The sequence below is a fragment of the Leisingera sp. CC-HEC093 genome, assembly GCF_059429195.1.
Window position 1 is genome coordinate 2,730,515 of the sequence record NZ_JCAIJR010000001.1, and the last position, 22,991, is coordinate 2,753,505.

Consider the following 22,991-nt stretch of genomic DNA (forward strand, 5'->3'; position numbering starts at 1 on the left):
ATGAAAATCTGGATTGCGCGGCCGATGACGGCAGCGGTCACGGCACGGGCGCGGGAGGCCTTTGCTGATCTGGAAATCCGTGAAACTAACGCGGTGATGAATGAGGCGGAGATGCTGCGCGCGCTGGCAGAGTTCGACATTGTCGTGCCGACGCTGGGTGACAGGTTCACGGCAGAGATCTTTGCCAAGGCGGGCACGCCCCGCTGCAAGCTGCTGGCCAACTTTGGCGTCGGCTACAACCACATCGACGTGGAGGCTGCGCGCGCGGCGGGCGTCGAGGTGACCAACACGCCGGGTGCGGTGACCGATGCCACCGCAGATATTGCAATGACGCTGATCCTGATGTCGGCGCGCCGCGCGTCCGAGGGCGAGCGGATGCTGCGCAAGGGGGATTGGCAGGGCTGGCACCCGACCCAGATGCTGGGACTGCACGCCACCGGCAAGCGTGTGGGCATCGCCGGCATGGGCCGTATCGGCCAGGCGATTGCGCGGCGCTGCCATTTCGGCTTTGGCATGGAGGTGTCCTATGTGGCGCGCTCCCCCAAGGAGCTGGACTTTCCAGCCGACCGGGCCGAGAGCCTGATTGCCATGGCGGGCGAGGTGGATTTCCTGGTGGTGGCCGTGCCGGGCGGGCCTGAGACGACGCATCTGATCAACGCCGGGGTGCTGAACGCGATGCAGCCGCACGCGCATTTGATCAACATCGCCCGCGGCGAAGTGGTGGAGGAGGCGGCGCTGATCGACGCGCTGCAAAACAACCGCATCGGCGGCGCGGGGCTGGATGTCTATGAGTTCGAACCCAAGGTGCCGCAGGCGCTGATTGATATGGACAACGCCACCCTGCTGCCGCATCTGGGCACCGCCACAGAGGAGGTGCGCAACAACATGGGCCATATGGCGCTGGACAATGTTGCCGCCTGCCTCGCGGGCGAGGCGCTGCCGAACCGGGTCTGACGGTCCGGGTCAGACGTCCTTGGGCTTGTCCTGCTTGTCGTCCCAAGCCGGATCGTCCCGCTTGATCTTGCGGGTCAGAAACACGCCTGCCGGCCAGGCGGCAAGGGCGGCGATGACGATGCAGACGGCGATCGACTGCCAGGAATAGAAGCCGAGGGTGAATGAAGCGATGATCAGGGCGCCTGCGATGCAGGCGCCTGCCAGGCTGGCCATGTGAAAGCGCAGCTTGCCGGCCAGCGGGTCCCGAACGGGCATGGCGGCCTCCTTTGAAAGGTCGGTTACGGTAGGGTAACGCAGACGGAAGAGGCCGGGTTCCCGGATCAGCCCATTTGCGCCGGCCCGCCCACTGCCTCGCGCCAGTGGCGGCGGCAGAGCGAGACATAGGTTTCGTTGCCGCCGATCTGCACCTGGTCGCCCTCGGTCATCACCCGGCCCTGATCGTCCTGGCGCACCACCATCGTGGCCTTCTTGCCGCAATGGCAGATGGTGCGCACTTCGCGCATTTCATCAGCCAGCGCCAGCAGGGTGGCGGATCCGGGGAACAGGTTGCCCTGGAAATCCACCCGCAGGCCGTAGGCCAGCACCGGCACCCGCAGGTCATCGACCACGCGGGCCAGCTGCCAGACCTGCTGCGGCGCAAGGAACTGCGCCTCATCCACGAAAATCGCCGCCAGCGGGCCTTGGGCCAGGCGCTGTTCGATGCGCGCAAACAGGTCGTCGCCCGCGGTAAACATGTCTGCGTCCTCACCGATGCCGATGCGCGACGCGATCCTGCCGCTGCCGGCGCGGTCGTCCAGCCGCGCTGTCAGCAGGTAGGTGTCCATGCGGTTTTCGCGGTAGTTGTGCGAGGCCTGCAGCAGCACCGTCGACTTGCCCGCGTTCATGGTGGAGTAATTGAAATAGAGCTTGGCCATGGCGGCGGGTTTACCTGCTGGCGGGCACCGGGAAAACCAGATTCTTGGCCTGAAACACTGGAACCTGCGGCTGAGGAAGGCCTGCCGGGGCAGACGCGGCCGGGGTGGAACAAAACCCCTGTGGCGGCCAACGCCATTTGCCCCGGCGGGCACAAGTTCCGGGCAGACCAATTACCCTGCAGGCAGGACGTCACTCACCCGTCCTGCTTTGCACTGGACAACAGATGCCAATTGCACCATGTCACTTGCTAAATCCCTGAAAACCTGAGGGATGGATAAGGTATCGCAATTCCTCTAATACTCGGATATGGGAAATTAACTGGTTCGTTCCCCTTGGGGGGGCGGCGGTCAAGCCTGGCAGGAAATTTATGGCGGAAATCGGCACGTATTTGAAAAAGCACACCGAGGCGCTGGTCAAGGATGTGGGCATCGAAGCTGCATGTCAGATCACCGGCAAATCCAAGGCGACGCTGGGGCGGTATTATTCGGACAATGCAGAGCATGCTGACCGGTTCATGCCGGTGGATGCGGTGGCCAAGCTGGAAAGCGCCGCGTCTTATCCGCATGTGACCTCTGCGCTGGCGGACCTGAAGAACATAACGCTGTCCTACAATGGCAACGGCAGTGCCGAGGAAACCGGCCGCAGCGGCGGTGTGAACTCAGATGTGATTGCCCTCAGCCAGCGGTTTGCCCAGCTGATGTGCGAATACCAGGCCGCGATGGAAGATGGCATCATCACCGTCAATGAGGCCAAGCGGCTGCTGCGTGAGACGGTGCTGTTGCAGCAGGTGCTGCTGGACATGAAGCTGCACCTGGAAGAAGGAAGTGCCTGACACATCTGATCTGAACGATCTGCCGGGAATTGCGGCAGAGCAGCTGCATCCGGTTGATGCGGACCTGCTGGCGGCGCCGGACGATCCGCGCCACCCGCCGCGGATCCTGCTGCTTTACGGCTCCCTGCGCGAGGTAAGCTATTCCCGCAAGGCGGCGGAGGAAGCGGCGCGGGTGCTGCGCGCCCTGGGCTGCGAGACGCGGATCTTCGATCCATCCGGCCTGCCGCTGCCGGATGATGCGGGCGCGGCGGAGCATCCCAAAGTGGAAGAGCTGCGCGCGCTGGCAGTGTGGTCCGAGGGCATGGTCTGGTCCAGCCCGGAGCGTCACGGCGCGATGACCGGCATCATGAAGCTGCAGATCGACTGGCTGCCGTTGTCCCTGCAGGGCGGCATCCGCACCACCCAGGGCAAGACGCTGGCGGTGATGCAGGTCTCTGGCGGTTCGCAAAGCTTCAACGCTGTCAATCAGATGCGTATCCTGGGCCGCTGGATGCGGATGGTGACGATCCCGAACCAAAGCTCCATCCCCAAGGCCTGGCTGGAGTTCGAGGAGGGCGAGCGCCTGCCTGACGGCCCGTTCTACCGCCGCCTGGTGGATGTGATGGAAGAGCTGGCGAAGTTCACCTGGCTGGTGCGCGGCCGCAAGGATTACCTGACTGACCGCTATTCCGAACGGGTGGAAAGCGCGGAAGAGGTGCACAAAGCGGGTGTCCCGGAAATAACCGGGGGGCAAACCGCCCAAGGAGAGCTGGACGGGGCCGCGGCTGATGCCGGGGCCTTTGATGCTTTAGATCAGCGGGATCAGCGGCACATCGCAAGCGGCAAGAGCCAGCAGGGCGGTCAGGATCAGGGCGTGGCGCATTTCGAGGCTCCATTTGCATCATTGCGGATCATTGTTGCCGGGCGCCGTTTCCCGGGGCCAGCGGCGGGCTTCGCAAGCGGCAGGGTGAGCCGTTTATTGCCGGTTCGCGCTGAAGGTGTGGAAGGCTGTTAAGCTATTGGGCGGCGCCAATCCGGATCTTTAGCCAATTGTTAAGGCTCATTTGCGCCGTATTTGGCCGCGGCGTTACCGGCCGGGGACGGAAAATCCGTAAAACCAGCGAAAACCGCAGGATTTTCTCCTAACGAAACAGTCGGGATTTTCTGCTGTTTCTTCAGGAATTTTCAGAAAATTGACTGCAGCCGTTAAGTAAACAAGGGGTTTCCGCGCGGCTGGGTCTGCAAAACAGGCGCCCGTTAACTTTTTGTTAAGCCTGTCTTATTCTGCGCATCTTTCTGCCTGCGCGGCACCGCAGCAGGCCGCATTCCGGCCTCAGGACTCACCCAAGATGAAAGGGTGGGAACATGGAGTGTGAGTTATGAGACGCTTATTTGGAATTGCCGCCGCGATTGTTTTTGGATGCAGCGCAGGAGGTGCTGGTGCTGGCGGGCAGGGGGTGCCCGGCTGGGAAGCCGTGGGCCGGCTGAACATTGGCGGCCGGGCCATGTGCACGGCCACTTTGATCGCCCCGGACCTGGTGGTGACTGCCGCGCACTGCATGTATGACATCCGCAACGGCCGGGCGGTGAGCCCGCGCAGCATCACCTTTGAGGCCGGTCTCAACGGCCGTCAGTCCAAGGCCGCGCGCCGGGTTGCCAAGGCGGCCATTCACCCCGGCTACCGGCACGGCCAGACCGGCCAGTTCCGGACCGGCACCGACATTGCCGTGCTGCGCCTGGACCGGGCGATCAGCGGTGATCTGGTGCGGCCGCTGTCTCTGGCTGCGGCGCCGGAAAAAGGGGCACGTGTGGACGTGATGTCCTATTCGCACAGCAATGCCACCTCGCCCCGGCTGCAGAGCGCCTGCCATGTGATCGCAGCCCGGCAATCCTCTGTCGTGACCAGCTGCCGGGTCGATTTCGGAGCCTCCGGATCGCCGGTGCTGCAGACCCGCCCGGGGCGGATGCCGCGGCTGGTGTCGGTGATTTCCTCCAAGGCGCGGATGGGCGGCAAGGGTGTGTCGCTGGCAGCGCCGCTGGGGCATGAGCTGCAAGCGCTGATCCGCCAGGCGGGCTGAGTCAGGCCCGCAATCATACCTGCTGCCGCCGTCTCAGGGCAGCAGACCGCGAAGCAGCCCCGCTCTGTTCCCTCGGGGCTGCTTCCATTTCCGGCGTCAGGGCCGCGGTTATTCGCTGCTGAGACGCACCTCCTCCATCGGGTAGGCGAGGCTGTCCTGGGCCTCCCAGTTCAAATGGCAGCCGGCGCAGAAGCTTTGCTGGATCTTCATTTCCTTGCCGTTGGGCATCAGCGCGGCATAGAGCCAGCCGCCGGCCTCCGGGGCCTCGCCCTCGGCCAGCTTGGTCATGATGAACAACGGGCCGGGCACCGCCTTGCCATCCTTCACTGCAAAGCTCTCCTTGGCCAGAACTGAGCCTGCGGGCATCTCGACCCCTTCTTCGGCGAACTTCAGGTACTGCTCGGCGGCAATGCCGTTGGCAAAGGTCTGCAGGAACCGCTCGCCATGCGGCCCGGCCAGGGCCGGGCGGGTAGAGGTCACCTGCCAGGAGCGGAATTCACCTGCAACCGGGTTGCCTTCTGCGGCGTAGCCCTCGGCCATCCGGGCTTCGATGCAATCATAGAGGGCGGCGACGGCCTCATCCCCGAGGTCCAGAGGATCGCCCTCCACCGGGCAATCCTGGGCAAAAGCGGCCAAGGGGGCAATGGCCAGAAGTCCTGCGGTGAGTGTCAGTTGTGATGTCATGGCCCTTCTCCCTAAACGTGCTGCTGCAAAACATGTGGTGCCGTTCAGGGTCGCACAGATCCGGGAGCGCGCGCGGTCACTCCTCAACACGGCTTCGTGACGGCTGGGCGGGACACGACCGGGTGCGCAAAGGAAAAGCCCCGGGGAATTCCCGGGGCTTTCAATGCTGTTTGCGCCGAGGGGCGCCCGTGCAGGACCGTCCGGGGCTCCGCCCGGTGGCAAGCGGAACGCTCCCCAGGAGCGTTTCCGGGAAATTGCTCAGCCCTGCAAGGACTTCACTTCGACATCCCCTTCGGCCTGGGCCTTAATCGCACGCGCAGCGGCGTTGGAACCGGCCGCGGTGGTGAAATAGGGGATCTTGTCATAGAGCGCGACGGAGCGCATTTCCTTGCTGTCCTCAACGGCTTGCGCGCCCTCGGTGGTGTTCATCAAGAGCTGGACATCGCCGTCCTTCAGCATGTCCACCACGTGCGGGCGGCCTTCATAGACCTTGTTCACCAGCTCGCAGGCGACGCCCTGGCTGTCCAGCCAGCTTTGGGTGCCGCGGGTGGCGACCAGGGTAAAGCCCTGTTCCACCAGGATCTGCGCGGCCTCAAGCATCAGTTTGCCCTTGTCCGCATCCTTGATCGAGATGAAGGCGCGGCCCTTGGACGGCAGCACCATGCCGGCACCCATCTGCGCCTTGAGGAAGGCGCGGGCAAAGGAGCGGTCCCAGCCCATGACTTCGCCGGTGGAGCGCATTTCCGGGCCGAGGATGGTGTCGACGCCCGGGAAACGGGCAAACGGCAGCACCGCTTCCTTGACCGAGAACCAGGGCATGTCCGGGTCGGCCAGGGTCATCGGATCGGCCATCGGGGTGTTCACGTCATAGCCTGCGTCCGGTTCGTAAGGCGCACGCATCGGGAAATTGGTCAGCGGCTCCCCGGCCATCACGCGGGCAGCGATGGAGGCGATGGCGCTGTCGGTGGCCTTGGCCACAAACGGCACAGTGCGCGACGCACGCGGGTTCACCTCGATCAGGAAGATCTCCTCTTCCCCGGCTTCATTGGCCTTGATCGCGAACTGCACGTTCATCAGGCCGACCACGTTCAGCGCCAGCGCCAGGGCGTTGGTCTGTTCCTTGATCTGTTCGATCATGCCCTTTTCAAGCGAGTAGGGCGGCAGCGAGCAGGCACTGTCGCCGGAGTGCACGCCGGCCTCTTCAATGTGCTGCATGATGCCGGTGACGTGCACGTCCTTACCGTCACACAGCGCGTCCACGTCCAGTTCCACCGCACCGGCCAGGTAGCTGTCCAGCAGCACCGGGCTGTCGCCGGAGACCACCACCGCCTCGGCGATGTAGCGCTTCAGCTGGTCCATGTCGCGGACGATTTCCATCGCCCGGCCGCCCAGAACATAAGACGGGCGGATCACCAGCGGGAATCCAATGTCCTCAGCAATGGCCAGCGCCTGTTCATCGGTGGAGGCGATGCCGTTCTTCGGCTGCTTCAGGCCCAGCTGGTTGACCAGCGCCTGGAACCGCTCGCGGTCTTCGGCCAGATCGATGGCGTCGGGGGAGGTGCCCAGGATCGGGATGCCCTCTTCCTCCAGCGCGTTCGCCAGTTTCAGCGGGGTCTGGCCGCCGAACTGCACGATGACGCCGTGCAGGGTGCCGTTGTCCTGCTCCACCCGCAGGATCTCCATCACGTGCTCGAAGGTCAGCGGTTCGAAATACAGCCGGTCCGAGGTGTCATAGTCGGTCGACACTGTTTCCGGGTTGCAGTTGATCATGATGGTTTCAAAGCCCGCGCCGGTCAGCGCAAAGCAGGCGTGGCAGCAGCAGTAGTCGAACTCGATGCCCTGGCCGATCCGGTTGGGGCCGCCGCCGAGGATGACGACTTTCTTCTTGTCCGAGGGGCGTGCTTCGCATTCGACGTCGCCGAATGCCGGGGCCTCGTAGGTCGAGTACATATAGGGGGTCTGTGCCTCGAACTCGGCGGCGCAGGTGTCGATCCGCTTAAACACGGCGTTGACGCCGGCCGCGCGGCGGGCCTTGCGGACGTCTGCCTCTTTTTGGCCGGTCAGCTTGGCCAGGCGGGCGTCGGTAAAGCCCAGCATCTTGAGCGCGCGCAGGCCTTTTTCGTCCGACGGCAGGCCGCCGTCGCGGATTTCAGCCTCGGCTTCGACGATCTCGCGGATGCGGGCCAGGAACCAGGGGTCGAATTTGGTAACGGCGTGGATTTCGTCATCAGACAACCCGTGGCGCATCGCCTGCGCGATGGTGCGCATCCGGTCGGGGGTCTGCTGGCCGATCGCCTTGATCACCGCGGCGGTGTCGCCTGCGGGCTCCCACGGGCCGGCGTTGACGCCGTCGATGGCAACTTCGTCAAAGCCGGTGAGGCCCGATTCCATCGAAGCCAGCGCCTTTTGCAAGCTTTCATGGATGGTGCGGCCGATGGCCATCGCCTCACCCACCGATTTCATCGCGGTGGTGAGGTAGGGCTCGGAGCCCGGGAATTTCTCAAACGCGAATTTCGGGATCTTGGTGACGACATAGTCGATGGTCGGCTCAAACGAGGCCGGGGTCACCTTGGTGATGTCGTTGTCCAGCTCGTCCAGGGTGTAGCCCACCGCCAGCTTGGCCGCGATCTTGGCAATCGGGAAGCCGGTTGCCTTGGAGGCCAGAGCGGAGGAGCGCGACACCCGCGGGTTCATCTCGATCACCACCATGCGGCCGTCGGCGGGGTTCACCGCCCACTGCACGTTGGAGCCGCCGGTTTCCACACCGATCTCGCGCAGCACGTTGATCGAGTGGGTGCGCATGATCTGGTATTCTTTGTCGGTCAGCGTCAGCGCCGGCGCCACGGTGATCGAGTCGCCGGTGTGCACGCCCATCGGGTCGACGTTTTCGATGGAGCAGACGATGATCGCGTTGTCCGCCTTGTCGCGGACCACTTCCATCTCGTATTCCTTCCAGCCCAGCAGGCTCTCGTCGACCAGGATCTGGTTCACCGGCGAAGCATCCATGCCGGAGCGGCAGAAGTGAATGTAATCGTCGCGGTTATAAGCGACGCCGCCGCCGGTGCCGCCGAGGGTGAAGGCGGGGCGGATGATCGCGGGCAGGCCGATTTCATCCAGCGCTTCCAGTGCGATACGGACGCCTTCGTCCAGGTCGGCGGTGCCGTTTTCACGCTTGGGGGCGGTGACGATGGTGGCCTTGGGGTTTTCGATGCCGAGGCGGTCCATCGCTTCGCGGAACAGCTTGCGGTCCTCGGCCATTTCAATGGCGTCGCGCTTGGCGCCGATCATCTCAACGCCGAATTTCTCCAGCACGCCCATTTCTTCCAGCGCCAGCGAGGTGTTGAGGCCGGTCTGCCCGCCCATGGTCGGCAGCAGCGCATCGGGGCGCTCTTTCTCGATGATCTTGGCAACCACTTCCGGGGTGATCGGCTCGATATAGGTGGCGTCGGCCAGGCCCGGATCGGTCATGATGGTGGCCGGGTTGGAGTTCACCAGAACGACCCGGTAGCCCTCTTCGCGCAGCGCCTTGCAGGCCTGGGCGCCGGAGTAGTCAAACTCGCAGGCCTGCCCGATGACGATCGGACCGGCTCCGATGATCATGATCGACTGGATGTCGGTTCTTTTAGGCATGGCCATATTCCTTTGATTGACGCGCGGGCAGCTTTGAATCAGGGGCGCTGGCGTGCGCCCAAATTGTCCTGCGTTATAGGGACCGCGCCGAAAGGTTCAAGGGGGATCGGAAACGGAAATGAAAATGCCGCATCCGCCCCTTTTGTTCGCATAGCGAACACGTATATGTGGGGACCAACAGTTCACGGAGTCAATTCCAGTGCGGATTCGCTTTGATCACGGCCCCAAGGGGGGCGGCACATGTTTCGGCCAGCCGCTGCGCGTGATCCGCGCGGAGGGGCCGGAACAGGTGCCTGCTGCGCTGGCCGCGCTGGATGCGGCGCGGGACGCGGGGCATTGGCTGGCGGGCTATGCGTCTTATGAGCTGGGCTATGCGTTGGAGCCAAAGCTGGCGGGCAGGATGCCAAAGGAGCGGCGGCTGCCGCTGATGTGCTTTGGGGCCTATGAAGAACCCATCGCTGAAAACACTGAGGGCTGCGCCCGGCCGCGGGCGGAAAGCGAAGCGCCCGCCCGGGGGGGCGGACGGGCACTGCCCGGCGTACCGCCGGGCGATGCGGGTCTTGAGGGAGTTACCCCGCGCTGGACCTATGACCGCTACACCGAGGCCTTCACGCAAGTGAACCGCAATATCGGCAAGGGCGACATCTATCAGGCCAACCTGACCTTCCCGATTGACGCAGAGGCCTATGGCACCGCTGAGGAGCTTTATGCCGCCTTGCAGGCCAAGCAGGCGGTCGGCCATGGCGTTCTGGTCGAACAGGACGGGCTGCCGGACCTGTTGTCGCGCTCGCCGGAGCTGTTCTTCCGTACTGGTGCTGACGGCACCATCGAGACCCGCCCGATGAAGGGCACCCAGCCACGCAGCGACGATCCCGTCGAGGACGCCCGCCGCCGCGACTTCCTGCGCCAGGACGAGAAGAACCGCGCCGAGAATCTGATGATTGTCGACCTTCTGCGCAACGACATCAGCCGCGTGGCGCAGACCGGGTCGGTGCATGTGCCGGAACTGTTTGCGGTGGAAAGCTATGCCACCGTGCACCAGATGGTGTCGCTGGTGCGCGCGAAACTGCGGCCCGATGCCGGGCTGGCAGAGATTTTTGCAGCGCTGTTCCCCTGCGGCTCGATCACGGGCGCGCCCAAGATCCGGTCGATGGAGATCCTGGCAGAGCTGGAGCCCTGGGCGCGCGACATCTATTGCGGCACCATCGGCTGGGCGGCGCCCGACGGCTCCTCCGAGTTCAACGTGGCGATCCGAACGCTGATGCTGGAAGACGGCCGGGCGACGCTCAATGTGGGCGGCGGCGTGGTCTGGGACAGCACCGCGGAGTCTGAATATGAGGAAGCCCTATGGAAAGCCCGGTTCGCCCGCGTGACGCCCTCCAGAACGATCCCGCTTTCCGCCTGATCGAAACGCTGGGCTGGCATCCGGGCGAAGGGTTCCGGCATCTGGCAGCCCATCTGGCCCGGATGGCGCGCAGTGCGGCGGCGTTTGGCATTGCCTTTGACCCTGAGCAGGCCCAGGCGGTTTTGGCAGAAGCCGCCGGCGGCGCGCCGCAGCGCTGCCGCCTGACACTGGATACTGCCGGGCAGCTGGCGCTGACCTCTGCCCCCCTGGGGAGCACCCCCTCAGGATGGCGGCTCGGCATCGCGGACACCCGGCTGGAGGCGGATGACCTCTGGCTGCAGCACAAGACCACCCGCCGCGCGCTCTATGATACCGCACGGGCCGCGCTGCCGGAGGGGGTGGACGAACTGCTGTTCCTCAATCAGCGCGGCGAGGTCTGCGAGGGCACCATCACCAATCTATTCGTCACCCGTGCAGACGGGCAGATGGTCACGCCGCCGCTCAGCTGCGGCCTGCTGCCGGGCATCCTGCGGCAGGTGATGCTGGAAAGCGGCAAGTGCGCGGAAGCAGTGCTGCGTCTTGACGACCTGAAAGCGGCGCAAGCCATCCAGATGGGCAACTCCCTGCGCGGACTGATCCCTGCACGGCTGGTGTAGCGGAGCGCTCCCGCGGACATAAGACCCCCTGGCTGGCACCAGCGGGCCTTTGCCCTTGGGCCCGGCAGCGCACCCCAAGGTGCGCTGCGCGCCGCGCCGCAGGCGCGGCGCCCGGCCCAACGCTCAAGGTCCCATCGCGCTAGCGATGGGGCTGGAAGGGGCGGGAGATCCCCGCAGACGCAGGGAACCGGGGAATTCAGGCGCCAGACCGCGCGGAAATGGCCCTGTTTGCTTGACAAGCGGGCTTCAACCTTGTGTACCACCCCGGACGAATTTAAGCGCCCTTTTGCGCATATCCCGAATGACGGCCCGCCCGGACTTCATGCCCGGTCAAACGAAAGGTCAACCCATGCACGCTTACCGCAGCCACACCTGCGCCGAACTGAACAAATCCAATGTCGGTGAAACCGTCCGCCTGTCGGGCTGGGTCCACCGCGTCCGCGACCATGGCGGTCTCTTGTTCATCGACCTGCGCGACCACTACGGCGTGACCCAGGTAATGGCCGACCCTGACAGCCCGGTCTTTGCCGAGATCGAGAAGGTTCGCAGCGAATGGTGCATCCGCATTGACGGCAACGTTCTGGCGCGCGACGAAAGCCTGGTGAACTCCAAGATCCCGACCGGCGAGGTTGAGGTTTTCATCCGCGATATCGAGGTGCTGGGCAAATCCGAAGAACTGCCGCTGATGGTGTTCGGCGAGCAGGAATACCCGGAGGAAACCCGCCTGCGCTACCGCTACCTGGATCTGCGCCGCGAGAAGATGCAGAAGAACATGGTGCTGCGCGCCAACATGATCCAGTCGATCCGCAAGCGCATGTGGGACATCGGCTTCAACGAATACCAGACCCCGATCATCACCGCGTCCTCCCCCGAAGGCGCGCGCGACTTTCTGGTGCCGTCGCGCCTGCACCCAGGCAAGTTTTACGCCCTGCCGCAGGCGCCGCAGCAGTTCAAGCAGCTGATGATGGTGTCGGGCTTTGATAAATACTTCCAGATCGCGCCTTGCTTCCGCGACGAGGACCCGCGCGCCGACCGTTCGCCGGCGGACTTCTACCAGTTGGACATGGAGATGTCCTTTGTCACCCAGCAGGATGTGTTCGACACCATCGCGCCGGTGATGGCGGGCGTGTTCGAGGAATTCGGGCAGGGCCGCAAGGTGGACGCTGCAGCCGACTGGCCGCAGATCTCCTACAAGGATGCCGCCAAATGGTACGGCACCGACAAGCCGGACCTGCGCAACCCGATCAAGATGCAGGACTGCTCTGAGCATTTCCGCGGCTCTGGCTTCGCGATCTTTGCAAACCTCTTGGAAAACGAAGGCACCGAAATCCGTGCTATTCCGGCGCCGACCGGCGGCTCCCGCAAGTTCTGCGACCGGATGAACAAGTTTGCCCAGGGCGAAGGCCTGCCGGGCATGGGTTATATCTTCTGGCGCGATCAGGGTGAGGGCATCGAGGCTGCAGGCCCGCTGGCCAAAAACATCGGCCCCGAGCGCACCGAAGCGATCCGCCAGCAGCTGGGCCTGGGCGTCGGCGATGCGGCCTTCTTCCTCGGTGGCAAGCCGAAGGCGTTTGAAGGCGTCGCAGGCAAGGCCCGCACCGTCATCGGCGAGGAGCTGGGCCTGATCGACAAGGACCGCTTTGCCTTTGCCTGGATCGTCGACTTCCCGATCTACGAGAAGGACGAGGAAACCGGCAAGATCGATTTCGAGCACAACCCGTTCTCGATGCCGCAGGGCGGCATGGACGCGCTGCTGTCCGATCCGCTGGCCGTCAAGGGCTTCCAGTACGACCTCGCCTGCAACGGCTATGAGCTGGTCTCCGGCGCGATCCGGAACCACAAGCCGGAAATCATGTTCAAGGCCTTTGAGATCGCCGGCTATGGCGAGGACGAGGTGAAGAAGCGCTTTGGCGGCATGGTCAACGCGTTCCAGTACGGCGCCCCGCCGCACGGCGGCTGCGCGGCAGGCATCGACCGCATGGTGATGCTGCTGGCGGATGAGGCCAACATCCGCGAGGTCATCATGTTCCCAATGAACCAGCGTGCCGAGGACCTGATGATGTCCGCACCCTCCGAGCCGCTGAGCGAGCAGCTGATGGAGCTGGGGCTGCGGGTGATCCCGCAGGATCAGTAACCGTTGCAAACTTTGAAACAGAGGCCCGGGCAATTGTCCGGGCCTTTTCTGTTCGCACCCGGAAAGTACCGTGCCTGCGACGGAACACGCGGAGATCTGCGTATCACCTGAAATTCACCTGTGGGCAGGGGCGGCAATGCTCTAACCTGCAGGTGCAACAGCAGGTCAGGGAGCGAGCGGAACAATGCGGTTTGACGGTGATTTGGCTGAGATCCGCTTTGGCGCGGGGCTGTCCCCGCTGCAGCCGCCCCCGGCGTCTGCCGCAGAGATGCTCCACCGTCTGCAAGGCCCGGATGAGGCTGCTGAGCGCTTTGCGGTCAGCGGTTTTGACACGGCTGCGGCCGGCGCCCGCACTTTTCTGAAACTCAGGCGGCAGCGCAACCGGTTGGCGGGGAAGACCGGCTATGAGGCCGCGGACAAGGCGTTCAAGGAGATCCGGAGGGAGCGGAATCAGGCCCGCCTCCGGTGGCATGGCCAGCGGCTGCTGCGCCGCATCCACACCCGCGACGGGTTCCGCGAGCGGCTGGTGCTGTTCTGGGCCGACCATTTCACCGCCCAGGGCAAGACGCCGGCTTTGCGGGTACTGGCAGCGCCCTATGCCGAAAGCGTGATCCGGCCGCATGTCGCCGGCCGGTTCGAGGATCTGCTGACCGCCGCCGTCACCAGCCCGCTGATGCTGCACTATCTGGATCAGTTCCGGTCCGCCGGGGAAGGCAGCCGTGCCGTCAAGCGGGCGAAGCGGCTGGAGGGGCTGAACGAGAATCTGGCCCGCGAAGTGCTGGAGCTGCACACGCTGGGCGCCGGCGGGCCCTACAGCCAGACGGATGTGCGGCAGCTGGCGAAACTGTTCACCGGGCTGAGCATTTCGCGGGATAGAACGTTTGTGTTCCGGCCCGGGATGGCAGAACCCGGGGCGGAGACGGTGCTGGGCAAAACCTACGGCGGCGGCAAGCCGGAGCTGGAACAGGTGCTGAACGCCCTGCGCGACCTTGCCCGCCACCCGGCCACCGCGCGCCATATCGCCCGGAAGCTGGCGGTGCATTTTGTCTCGGACGCTCCCGATGCGGCGCTGGTGGACCATCTGTCGGACCGCTATCAGGACAGCGGCGGGGATCTGATGGCGGTCTATGAGGCGCTTCTTGAACACCCGGCGGCCTGGCAGCCGGAGCTGCGCAATGTGAAGCCGCCGTTTGATTTTGTGGCCTCTGCCTGCCGGGCGCTGGCTGTGCCGGCTGCACGGATCGATGCGCTGAAGCCCGGGCGGGTGAACCGGCTGCTGCTGGCGCCGCTCACGCCGATGGGGCAGCGCTGGGAGTTTTCCAGCGGCCCGGACGGCTGGGCCGAGGAAGACGCGGCCTGGATCACGCCGCAGGCGCTGGCCGCACGGCTGCGCTGGGCAATGGCGGCGCCGCGGCGGCTGGCGCAGGGGCTGCCGGACCCGCGGAACTTTGCGGAGGCTGCCCTGGGCGGATACGCCAATGAACGGGTGCAATTTGCCGCCCGCGCGGCGGAAACCGAAATCGAGGGGATCGGCCTGATCCTGTCCTCTCCCGCGTTCCAGCGCCGCTGACAGGAGGCCTTGCAGATGCAGCTGACCCGCCGTTCCCTACTTACCCGTTCCGCGCTCTTGGGCTGCTCGCTGGCGGCCAGCCCGCTGCTGACCCCGGTCACCTTTGCCGCCGCGCCCTGGGACACCCGGCTGGTGGTGATCATCCTGCGCGGCGGCATGGACGCGCTGGATGTTGTGCAGCCCTATGGCGATCCGCATTTTGCCGGGCTGCGTCAGGGCCTGTCCGGCGGCCCGGCCGCGGGGGCTGCGGACCTGGACGGGTTTTATGCGCTGCATCCCGGCCTGGCGCCGCTGCTGCCGCTGTGGCAGGCGGGCGGGCTGGGCTTTGTGCAGGCGGTGTCCACCCCTTACCGCGACCGGCGCAGCCATTTCGACGGCCAGGATCTGCTGGAGGCCGGAACCGCGGGTCTGGGGCAGGCGGAGGGCGGCTGGCTGAACCGCTTGCTGCAGCAGATGCCGGGGGTGGAGGCACGCACCGCCTTTGCCATCGGCCAAGAGCGGATGCTGCTGCTGGAGGGCCGCGCGCCGGTGTCGCAGTGGGCGCCCGGGGCCGGGCTGGTGATGAGTCCGCAGGCGGAACGGCTGGCGGGGCTCTTGATGGAGGAGGACCCGCTGTTCCACGCCGCGCTGAACGAGGCGCTGGAGCTGACCCGGCAAGATCTGTCCTTGGGCGGTGAGGACAGCGAAGATGCCGCCGCAAACGATGGCGAGGACATGATGGCGTCGATGATGACAGCGCCGAAAGGCAAGGCGCACAGCGAAGTTGCCGCCTATGCGGCGCAGCAGCTGCGCGGCGACAGCAGGATTGCGGCGTTCTCCATCAACGGCTGGGACACCCATTACCGCCAGGCCGGCGCGCTGAAAGGGGCGCTGGGACGGCTGGCGGAGGCCATTCTGGCGTTGCAGAGCGGCCTGGGGCCGGAGATCTGGGGGAAAACAGCTGTGGCGGCGGTGACCGAGTTCGGCCGCACCGCGCGGGAAAACGGCACTGGCGGCACCGATCACGGCACCGGCGGGGCCATGCTGCTGGCGGGCGGCGCGGTCCGCGGCGGCCGGGTGCTGGGGCGCTGGCCGGGGCTGGCAGAGGCTGATCTCTATGACCGCCGCGACCTGATGCCGACCGCCGATGTGCGCAGCCAGCTTGCCTGGCTCCTGCACGGGCTGACCGGCGCTGGTGAGAGTCGTTTGGAAACAGAGGTCTTTCCCGGCCTGGACATGGGCAATGATCCCGGCCTGCTGCTGTAGCGGTGCGTAAATCCGCGGCGGGGGCCCCCGCCGGCCGGGCCCAAGGCCGTCAAGCTGTGCCGAGCAAGCCGTGCGGGCGGGGCGGGGATTTTTCTGGGAGAGGTGATTGCAGAGGCTGCGGCGCGGCGGTTGCCTGCGCGGAATTCACGGGCGCAGGTGCTGCGGGTTCTGCAGGCCGTTGCGCCGCCTGGGACCGCGGTGCATGAGACGGCTGAAGCCCCTGCGCTGCTGCGCCTCAGCGCTTGCCCGCATGCAGGATCAAGGGGCGGCCGTCTGTGCCGCAGCCGCGGTTCCGCCGGATGGTCCGGGCTTCCAGCCGGACCTGGCCGTAGAGTACGATGATCAGGGTGGCGAGGGCTATGATGCAGGCTTGGATCATGTCAGATCGCTGCGCGGCGTTGCAGCCGCTCCTGCACCAGCCCGGCCAGGGTGGCCGCGTCCTGCGTCAGCGGCCGGCCTTTCTGCCGCGAGCGGGTCAGGCGGTCGGCAGCCTCGGCCAGGGGGTTGTCGCCGGCGCTGCGGGCAACACCGCCCAGGAACTGCGCCAGATAGGCCAGGGTCTTTTCCTCCTGCCCCGTGTTCAGCACATCGGCGGCATGGGCCATGTCGTCGCGATACGCAATCAGGTCCGGTTCCACCGTTTCATCGGCCAGCGCGCGCGGGCCGGAGGGCTGGCGGTCGGCGGGCATGCTGGACAGCACCGCCTGCTGGAAGGCGGCGAGCGAGGTGATCGGTTTTTCCAGGAACCCGGCGGCGCCGGCGTCGATCGCCGCATCCGCCAGATTGGAGTCGCCGGAGGTGGCGAGGATCACGCTGGGGCGCGGGCTGGCGTCCGCCAGTTCGCGGATCAGGTCGAGGCCGGAGCCGTCAGGCAGCCCGACATCGGCGATCAGCACCGAGGGGCGGTAGACCTGCAGGTGGCGGCGGGCGGACTTCAGGCAGTCGGCGCGCCGGATCCGGGCGCCGCTGCGCAGGCAAAGAAGGCGCAGCGCCTCGCAGGCAAAGCGGCTGTCCTCGACCACCAGGATGGTCAGCCCCAACAGCGGGCGCCGCGTGGTCGGCAGGCGTTGGGCTGCCGCAAACAGTTCCGAATCGTCCATAACGTATCCTCCTTGCGGGATAGGCCTCCAGGCTAGGGAATCGAGGCTAATTACTGGTTAACAGGGCGCGCGCTGGTTCCGGCCGGCAGGCTGCGCGCGGATTGGCGCACTTGCCGCGGCGCAGCATCCGCCGCATAACCGGGGCCAAGGACCGTTTGTGAGAGGAGCACGAAAAAGATGATCGGCCGACTGAACCATGTTGCCATTGCTGTCCCGGATCTGGAGGCGGCTTCGGCCCAGTACCGCAACGCACTGGGCGCCAAGGTGGGGGCGCCGCAGGATGAGCCGGATCACGGCGTCACCGTGGTGTTCATCGAATTGCCCAACACCAAGATTGAGCTGCTCTATCCGCTGGGAGAGAACTCGCCCATCAACGGCTTCCTGGAAAAGAACCCGGCGGGCGGCATCCACCATGTCTGTTATGAGGTGGAGGACATCCTGGCAGCCCGCGACCACCTGCAGGCCGAAGGCGCACGGGTGCTGGGCTCGGGCGAGCCGAAGATCGGCGCCCATGGCAAGCCGGTGCTGTTCCTGCATCCCAAGGATTTCAACGGCTGCCTGGTGGAACTCGAGGAAGTTTGACGCTATGAGCACCCTGTCCCGGCTGCGGGGCAGGGCAACAACGAAAGGCCGGCGCCATGGGCATTACATCAGCGATCGTGCTTTATGCAGTGATCTGGTTCATGACCTTCCTGGTGATCATCCCGATCCGGCTGGAGACCCAGGGCGACAAGGGCGACGTGGTGCCCGGCACCCATGCCGGCGCGCCGGAGAAGCATTTCCTGAAGCAGAAGGCCTGGATCACCACCGGCGTGTCGGCGGTGCTGTGGGCGGCTATCTGCGCGATCATCATCTCTGGCGTGATCTCGGTGCATGATTTCGACTGGATGGGAATGCTGCCGGAACGGCAGTGATCCGTCTCAGCCTTTCATAATCTATTCTTCAGAGCCTCCCGCCCGGTCCGGGAGGCATTGTCATGCCTTCGTGCCGGTTGGGTATGGCGCCGCGCTGGCGCGCGGCGCGGCGGCGGCCAGCCCTGCGGGCTGGAGCAGGCCGTGGGACAATAGATCATTGGAAGAGATTTGCTGAGACGCGCTTTAAGGGCAGGTCTGCCCTTAAAGGCGCCAATTCGAGTGTACTCCGGTCTTCGCCGCATCAAGGCTGAACCGCGCGTGCCGCGCGGCGGCTTGCGCCGGCCTTGACCCGGCTGCGGCCGGTGTTGCGGGCCGCGCTGGCCTAGCGGCGGGCCAGCGCGTGGTAGATATGGGTGAAGGTGGCCGCGCCCAGGATCGGGATCACCAGGTTCAGCAGCGGCACCGACAGCGGCACCGCCATCAGCGTGCCGGCGGCCCAGATCGTGGTGGAATGACGGCGGCGCAGCTTCTTGGCCTCAGCCGTGCCGACCCGGCGGGCGGCGGCGAGGGTGAAATATTCGCGCCCCAGCAGGAAGCCATTGAGGCCCCAGAAGATGAACAGCGCCGCAGGCGGGAACAGCACATAGAGGAACAGCGCCAGGATGTTGGCCGCGATCAGCAGGCCGAGGAAGTTCACCGTGTCCCTGACCGCGTCCCAGAACGGCACTTTGGCCGCCGGGGGCAGGGCAGGGTAATGCTTGTCCTCCACCGCCTGGGCGACCTCGTCCAGGAACAGTGAGGTGATGGCGGAGGCCACCGGCACCATCAGGAACACCGACAGGAGCAGCATCAGCAGCAGCGAGCCGATCGACAGCAGGTCATCGACCCAGGTGACCTCGCCCAGCACCGGCAGGGTGACTTCCGGTCCGGCCAGCCACTGGATCAGCATCAGGAACACCGCATAGGCGGCAAACAGCAGCGCAACAGACAGGCCGAGTCCCAGAAACAGCACCTTGCGGAAGCGCGGATCGCCGGTCTGGCCGAGGGTTTTGAAAAAGGCGGTGAAGATCATGCGCTCATCCAGGTTGTCATGGCATCCAGGTCCGGGCGCGGGCGCTCGGGCGGGACGGTGCTTTCGGTGGCGATGTGGATGATGCCGGCGATGCGCTCGTTTTCCGCGAGGCCGAAGGCCGCGCTGCAGAAACCCGCATCATGGCTGGCCCAGCCGGTCAGCCAGTTGGCGCCCCAACCAGAGGCCAGCGCTGCATTCAGGAGCGCCAGACAAACGGCACCGGCGGAGTATGTCTGTTCAACGGCCGGGACCTTGGGGCTGTCTTTCTGCACCTCGACCACCACAACGGCAAGCTGGCCCTGGTCAAACTGGCTGCGGCCCTTGGCAATGTCCTCCGGGCTTTTGCCAAGGCGGGTGCCGGCCTCATCGGTCAGCGCAGCAAGGCGGGCCATCGCGGGCCGCTCCACCACGATGAAGCGCCAGGGCTCCAGCTTGCCATGATCGGGGGAGCGGGCGGCGGCGATCAGGATCGGCAGCAGTTCGTCGCGCGTGGGCGCTGGCGCCACCAGCGTCTTGGCCGGGCGCGAGCGGCGCGACAGCAGAAATTCGAGGGCTGCGTCGTTGCGTGCAGGCATATGTGAAACCTTTTTACATCTGTTGCTGCCTATCTCGGCAGCCGTTGTTGTTTTTTCAAGAGCCGGGCGGCCTTGCGTGCCGTCTGTGCCGGAAATGCAGCAGGCGGCGGGGCTCGGGTTTCGCTGGCAGGGTGATAGCCGCGGGACAGTGTCAAAGTCTATGGCCTTTGCCGCCCGCACGGGGCATCAGTGGCTGTATGGGAAAGCCACGTAAGAAAGACCTGCCGGATTTGGGCCATCTGTGCGTGCCGGGCGCAGAGATCGCGGTGCGCGCGACGCCCAAGGCGGCGCGCAATGCCATTGTGCAGGCGGAAGGGGGGGCTGAAGATCTCTGTCACCGCAGCGCCGGAAAACGGCAAGGCGACTGAGGTCATCCGCAGCCTGCTGGCCATGGCGATGGGCACCGCAGCGTCAAACCTTGAGCTGCGCCGCGGCGCGGCCGCCCGCGACAAGGTGTTTCTTTATACCGGCCCGGGCTGAAGCTTACTCATCTCCGACCAGCCGGTAGACGCCTTCGGGCAGGTCAAGCGCTGCTGCGAGATCCCGCACCATCAGGTGCGAGAGGGTGATTTTCTGCACGCTGTCGGTGCGGGGGTCATATTGTTCGACCGTTACGCATTCAGCAAAGGAATTGATGGTCACATCCTCATTGAGCGGGGTTCCGTTCTCGTCAACAAGGGTGATGACCGTTGAGTCAAATTCATGTTCGATGGTAAACATGCCCCCAGCCTGCACTGCGGGCCGCCTGCTGGCAAGGCCTTGCAATTGCAGCCGATCAGTCCAATCTACCGGCAAGGTTCCGCCGCCAGGCAATTGCCATCCCCAGAGCTTGCGGGATAATGTGCGGACGAATTGCAAAAGGATGTGCCATGCGCCGTTTTCTGTGTCTGATTGCCCTTGCCGCCAGCGCCTGCAACATGGTTGTTGAGCCTGCGTCCCAGTCTGCGCCCCAGCCCGTTCCCGCGGCGCAGCGCCAGCCGGTGAAGGGCATGGCGCCGGGTGAGGCGCGCAGCGCCTTTGCTGCCGTTACCCGCCGGGTGGAACCGGTGGCGGAGCGCGAGTGCCGCAAGCGCACCCAGGGCCTGAACTGCGACTTCCTGATCCGCATCGACCCGAACGCCAAGGCCGCGCCGAACGCCTATCAGAGCCTCGACCGCAACGGCCGCCCGGTGATCACCTTCACCCAGCGGATGCTGGGGCAGATTGCCAACCACGATGAGCTGGCCTTTGTGATGTCGCATGAGGCGGCCCACCACATCCGCGGCCACCTGGCGCGGCAGTCGCAGAACTCTGCCCTGGTCAGCGCCGGCGCCGGGCTGATCACCGCGCTGGCGGGCGGCAGCGCCTCCACCGTGTCCACTGCGCAGGATGTCGGCGGCTTTGTCGGCGCCCGCACCTATTCCAAGGATTTTGAGCTGGAGGCGGATGAGCTGGGCACCATTATCACCCACAAATCCGGCTACCGGCCCAGCGTCGGCGTGCGCTTCTTCAACCGGCTGCCGGATCCGGGCGACCGTTTCCTGGGCTCCCATCCGGCCAACCCGGACCGGGTGCGGGTGGTGCAGGCAACCATCGCGCGCAACAACCTGAACTGACCATGGCAGCCAAGGACACCTCTGCCCCGGCGCTGGAGAAGCTTGGCGTTGTTTTGACTGACCGCGGCTCGAAATACGCGGTCAGCGGCGCGCGGGCTTCCTCGCGGGCGGAGGTGGATGCGGTGCTGGCGGACCTCAAATCCGACCGCGCCTATGCCAAGGCGACCCACAATACCTGGGCCGCGGTGCTGCCCGCAGGGGGCCTCAAGGCCGATGACGGCGAGAGCGGCGCGGGGATGGTAATCCTGCGGATGATGGAGCGTGAGGGGGTAACGGACCACGTCATCATCGTGACCCGCTGGTACGGCGGCAAGAAGCTGGGCGGCGACCGTTTCCGCCGGGTGCAGGATGCGGTGCGCGCCTATCTGGACCACCACGGCGGGAAACCTGCGTGAAAATTCCTTCTGGTTGACCTGAGTCAAATTCATACGCCCCGGCCACCGCTAAGCTGCCCCGGCAATGCATGATTACGGGGGACTGCGCGATGACCGCCGAAGCCGACCTGAAGACCCACGCCGAACTGTTCGACCGGATGGCCTGCGCCGTGGGCCTGGACCTGGAGGAAGAGGCCGTGGCAGGCACCCTGCGTTTCGACGAGATTGCCGAGGCAGTGCTGCGCTGCAGCCGGTGCGGCGGTGTCGGCGCCTGCCGCAAATGGCTGGCCGAGGGCCTGCGCCCCGGAGCCGAGGCCCCCGATTTCTGCCGCAACCGCGATCTGCTCGGCTATCTGAATGAGCAGCAGGCCTGAGCGCACCGTCCCAGCCAAGGAGTGCCCTTCATGAAACCACTGGGTGAGCCGCTGCGTCATTTGCGGCTGCTGTCAAAAATGGGCGACGCTATCGGTGCCGACCTGTCCGGCGCCTTTGCCGCGGGCCGTGTCGGGCACCAGGAATGGGCAGACATGGTCACCCGCTGCCGCGGCTGCACCGCACCGGACCAATGCACAGCCTTCCTGGCAGAGCATGAGCAAGCCAGCGCCCCGATGCCGGGCTGCCGCAATGCCGAAGAGCTGAAGCGCCTCAAGGAACTGGCCCGTTGAGGGACATGGCAGCGGAGGCGGAAGGTCTCGGAAATATCTTCCGCCACCTGTGGCTGTTGCGGGCAGTGGCCGAGGCCGCGGGCGTCGATCTCAATCAGGCGATGCAGGCGGGGCGGCTCAGCGGGCTGGACTATGCCCGCATGGTCACAAGCTGCCGCGGCGCCGGCTGCAGCAAATCCTGCGCCCTGTGGCTCTCCTCCCGCCGTGGTGATGCGCCCGCGGTGCCAGAGTTCTGCCCCAGCGCGGATCTGTTCAAGCGGCTGATGCCCTAGTCCAATACATGATCCGCCCGCAGGCCCGGCTCGCCGGGCGGCTTGCTGCAAATCAGGCGCTTAGCTTCGCCCCTTACAGCTTGGAATGCGTCCCGTCACACAGGGGCTTTTTGCCTGAATGCTTGCAGCCGCAGAAGAACACCTTGCCGTCTTTCTCTGCCGTGTATTTCACCGGCTCAAAGCCTGTGTCCTTGTGCGAGCCATCACAGAACGGCTGCCGGCCGGATTTGCCGCAGGCGCACCAGAAATAGGTCTTTCCCTCCTTCACCTCGACGGGGAAGGGGGCTTTCTGGGTGATTTCCGGAGTGTCTGTCATGGCTGGGCGCTCTCCCTGGCTGGTTGCGGTTGGGGAAGAGGGTAGCAGTCAGAGAATGAATTGGTAGAGGGCGCAACCCTTGCAAGCGGTGACTCACTCCATCTCAACCTTTGCAATTCTCCAGAGGTTGTGCAAAATCACGTAAG

26 protein-coding genes and 1 pseudogene are annotated in these 22,991 nt (G+C 65.3%); 17 read left to right on the forward strand and 10 right to left on the reverse strand.

The window, feature by feature from the left end:
• Positions 1-954 carry a 2-hydroxyacid dehydrogenase gene (locus AC5STB_RS13290; RefSeq protein WP_495443290.1) on the forward strand — a complete coding sequence of 318 codons (954 nt, stop codon included), beginning with the start codon at positions 1-3 and terminating at the stop codon, positions 952-954.
• A gap of 9 nt (positions 955-963) precedes the next feature.
• Here the strand turns inward: AC5STB_RS13290 and AC5STB_RS13295 are convergent, their stop codons facing one another.
• Positions 964-1,209 carry a hypothetical protein gene (locus tag AC5STB_RS13295; protein ID WP_495443291.1) on the reverse strand — a complete coding sequence of 82 codons (246 nt, stop codon included), beginning with the start codon at positions 1,207-1,209 and terminating at the stop codon, positions 964-966.
• Positions 1,210-1,274: 65 nt separating this feature from the next.
• Complete coding sequence (locus tag AC5STB_RS13300) at positions 1,275-1,868, reverse strand: thymidine kinase (protein WP_495443292.1); 594 nt, start codon at positions 1,866-1,868, stop codon at positions 1,275-1,277.
• Positions 1,869-2,236: 368 nt separating this feature from the next.
• On the opposite strand from AC5STB_RS13300, the gene AC5STB_RS13305 reads away from it, so the two are divergent.
• From AC5STB_RS13305 to AC5STB_RS13315, 3 genes are all read left to right on the forward strand, one after another.
• The gene (locus tag AC5STB_RS13305) at positions 2,237-2,701 is read left to right on the forward strand and encodes a hypothetical protein (protein WP_495443293.1); all 465 of its coding nucleotides are present in this window, start codon (positions 2,237-2,239) and stop codon (positions 2,699-2,701) included.
• Positions 2,694-3,695: an arsenical resistance protein ArsH gene (gene arsH / locus AC5STB_RS13310; RefSeq protein WP_495443294.1), complete on the forward strand. Its 1,002-nt coding sequence runs from the start codon at positions 2,694-2,696 to the stop codon at positions 3,693-3,695. Before AC5STB_RS13305 ends, arsH begins: the two co-directional genes overlap by 8 nt.
• Positions 3,696-4,059: 364 nt before the next feature.
• Positions 4,060-4,758: a trypsin-like serine peptidase gene (locus AC5STB_RS13315; protein WP_495443295.1), complete on the forward strand. Its 699-nt coding sequence runs from the start codon at positions 4,060-4,062 to the stop codon at positions 4,756-4,758.
• Between the two features lie 108 nt (positions 4,759-4,866).
• On the opposite strand, the gene AC5STB_RS13320 is transcribed toward AC5STB_RS13315, so the two are convergent.
• Complete coding sequence (locus AC5STB_RS13320; protein WP_495443296.1) at positions 4,867-5,442, reverse strand: cytochrome P460 family protein; 576 nt, start codon at positions 5,440-5,442, stop codon at positions 4,867-4,869.
• A gap of 258 nt (positions 5,443-5,700) precedes the next feature.
• Positions 5,701-9,072 carry a carbamoyl-phosphate synthase large subunit gene (gene carB, locus AC5STB_RS13325; RefSeq protein ID WP_495443297.1) on the reverse strand — a complete coding sequence of 1,124 codons (3,372 nt, stop codon included), beginning with the start codon at positions 9,070-9,072 and terminating at the stop codon, positions 5,701-5,703.
• A 199-nt stretch (positions 9,073-9,271) separates the two neighbouring features.
• Between carB and AC5STB_RS13330 the strand changes: the two genes are divergently transcribed.
• From AC5STB_RS13330 to AC5STB_RS13350, 5 genes are all read left to right on the forward strand, one after another.
• Positions 9,272-10,477 carry an aminodeoxychorismate synthase component I gene (locus tag AC5STB_RS13330; protein WP_495443298.1) on the forward strand — a complete coding sequence of 402 codons (1,206 nt, stop codon included), beginning with the start codon at positions 9,272-9,274 and terminating at the stop codon, positions 10,475-10,477.
• On the forward strand, positions 10,420-11,073 hold the full coding sequence (locus AC5STB_RS13335; RefSeq protein WP_495443299.1) for an aminotransferase class IV family protein: 654 nt from the start codon (positions 10,420-10,422) through the stop codon (positions 11,071-11,073). Before AC5STB_RS13330 ends, AC5STB_RS13335 begins: the two co-directional genes overlap by 58 nt.
• Before the next feature lie 349 nt (positions 11,074-11,422).
• A complete protein-coding gene (aspS, locus tag AC5STB_RS13340; protein ID WP_495443300.1) occupies positions 11,423-13,207 on the forward strand; it encodes an aspartate--tRNA ligase in 1,785 nt (594 codons plus the stop codon).
• Positions 13,208-13,391: 184 nt separating this feature from the next.
• Positions 13,392-14,777 carry a DUF1800 domain-containing protein gene (locus AC5STB_RS13345; protein WP_495443301.1) on the forward strand — a complete coding sequence of 462 codons (1,386 nt, stop codon included), beginning with the start codon at positions 13,392-13,394 and terminating at the stop codon, positions 14,775-14,777.
• A 15-nt stretch (positions 14,778-14,792) separates the two neighbouring features.
• On the forward strand, positions 14,793-16,022 hold the full coding sequence (locus AC5STB_RS13350; RefSeq protein WP_495443302.1) for a DUF1501 domain-containing protein: 1,230 nt from the start codon (positions 14,793-14,795) through the stop codon (positions 16,020-16,022).
• A 235-nt stretch (positions 16,023-16,257) separates the two neighbouring features.
• Here AC5STB_RS13350 and AC5STB_RS13355 read toward each other — a convergent pair whose 3' ends face one another.
• A complete protein-coding gene (locus AC5STB_RS13355; RefSeq protein WP_495443303.1) occupies positions 16,258-16,401 on the reverse strand; it encodes a hypothetical protein in 144 nt (47 codons plus the stop codon).
• Position 16,402: 1 nt separating this feature from the next.
• Positions 16,403-17,122, reverse strand: a complete 720-nt coding sequence (locus AC5STB_RS13360; RefSeq protein WP_495443304.1) for a response regulator — start codon at positions 17,120-17,122, stop codon at positions 16,403-16,405.
• A 177-nt stretch (positions 17,123-17,299) separates the two neighbouring features.
• On the opposite strand from AC5STB_RS13360, the gene mce reads away from it, so the two are divergent.
• Both mce and AC5STB_RS13370 read left to right on the forward strand, forming a co-directional pair.
• The gene (mce, locus tag AC5STB_RS13365; RefSeq protein ID WP_495443305.1) at positions 17,300-17,704 is read left to right on the forward strand and encodes a methylmalonyl-CoA epimerase; all 405 of its coding nucleotides are present in this window, start codon (positions 17,300-17,302) and stop codon (positions 17,702-17,704) included.
• A 56-nt stretch (positions 17,705-17,760) separates the two neighbouring features.
• Complete coding sequence (locus AC5STB_RS13370; RefSeq protein ID WP_495443306.1) at positions 17,761-18,036, forward strand: DUF1467 family protein; 276 nt, start codon at positions 17,761-17,763, stop codon at positions 18,034-18,036.
• Between the two features lie 322 nt (positions 18,037-18,358).
• Here the strand turns inward: AC5STB_RS13370 and AC5STB_RS13375 are convergent, their stop codons facing one another.
• Positions 18,359-19,048: an EI24 domain-containing protein gene (locus tag AC5STB_RS13375; RefSeq protein ID WP_495443307.1), complete on the reverse strand. Its 690-nt coding sequence runs from the start codon at positions 19,046-19,048 to the stop codon at positions 18,359-18,361.
• Complete coding sequence (locus AC5STB_RS13380; protein WP_495443308.1) at positions 19,045-19,623, reverse strand: nitroreductase family protein; 579 nt, start codon at positions 19,621-19,623, stop codon at positions 19,045-19,047. The genes AC5STB_RS13375 and AC5STB_RS13380 overlap by 4 nt, the downstream gene beginning before the upstream one ends.
• Positions 19,624-19,820: 197 nt before the next feature.
• Here AC5STB_RS13380 and AC5STB_RS13385 point away from each other — a divergent pair.
• Positions 19,821-20,103 (forward strand): annotated as a pseudogene (locus AC5STB_RS13385) (DUF167 domain-containing protein).
• Between the two features lie 3 nt (positions 20,104-20,106).
• Here the strand turns inward: AC5STB_RS13385 and AC5STB_RS13390 are convergent.
• A complete protein-coding gene (locus tag AC5STB_RS13390; RefSeq protein WP_495443309.1) occupies positions 20,107-20,343 on the reverse strand; it encodes a DUF8831 family protein in 237 nt (78 codons plus the stop codon).
• A 149-nt stretch (positions 20,344-20,492) separates the two neighbouring features.
• On the opposite strand from AC5STB_RS13390, the gene AC5STB_RS13395 reads away from it, so the two are divergent.
• From AC5STB_RS13395 to AC5STB_RS13415, 5 genes are all read left to right on the forward strand, one after another.
• Positions 20,493-21,218, forward strand: a complete 726-nt coding sequence (locus AC5STB_RS13395) for a M48 family metalloprotease (protein WP_495443310.1) — start codon at positions 20,493-20,495, stop codon at positions 21,216-21,218.
• 2 nt (positions 21,219-21,220) lie between these two features.
• Positions 21,221-21,613: a YigZ family protein gene (locus AC5STB_RS13400; protein WP_495443311.1), complete on the forward strand. Its 393-nt coding sequence runs from the start codon at positions 21,221-21,223 to the stop codon at positions 21,611-21,613.
• Between the two features lie 89 nt (positions 21,614-21,702).
• Positions 21,703-21,966 carry a DUF6455 family protein gene (locus tag AC5STB_RS13405; RefSeq protein ID WP_495443312.1) on the forward strand — a complete coding sequence of 88 codons (264 nt, stop codon included), beginning with the start codon at positions 21,703-21,705 and terminating at the stop codon, positions 21,964-21,966.
• Positions 21,967-21,996: 30 nt separating this feature from the next.
• Positions 21,997-22,257 carry a DUF6455 family protein gene (locus AC5STB_RS13410; protein WP_495443313.1) on the forward strand — a complete coding sequence of 87 codons (261 nt, stop codon included), beginning with the start codon at positions 21,997-21,999 and terminating at the stop codon, positions 22,255-22,257.
• 5 nt (positions 22,258-22,262) lie between these two features.
• On the forward strand, positions 22,263-22,529 hold the full coding sequence (locus AC5STB_RS13415; protein WP_495443314.1) for a DUF6455 family protein: 267 nt from the start codon (positions 22,263-22,265) through the stop codon (positions 22,527-22,529).
• Between the two features lie 73 nt (positions 22,530-22,602).
• Here AC5STB_RS13415 and AC5STB_RS13420 read toward each other — a convergent pair whose 3' ends face one another.
• A complete protein-coding gene (locus AC5STB_RS13420; RefSeq protein WP_495443315.1) occupies positions 22,603-22,845 on the reverse strand; it encodes a CDGSH iron-sulfur domain-containing protein in 243 nt (80 codons plus the stop codon).
• Positions 22,846-22,991 lie beyond the last annotated feature (146 nt).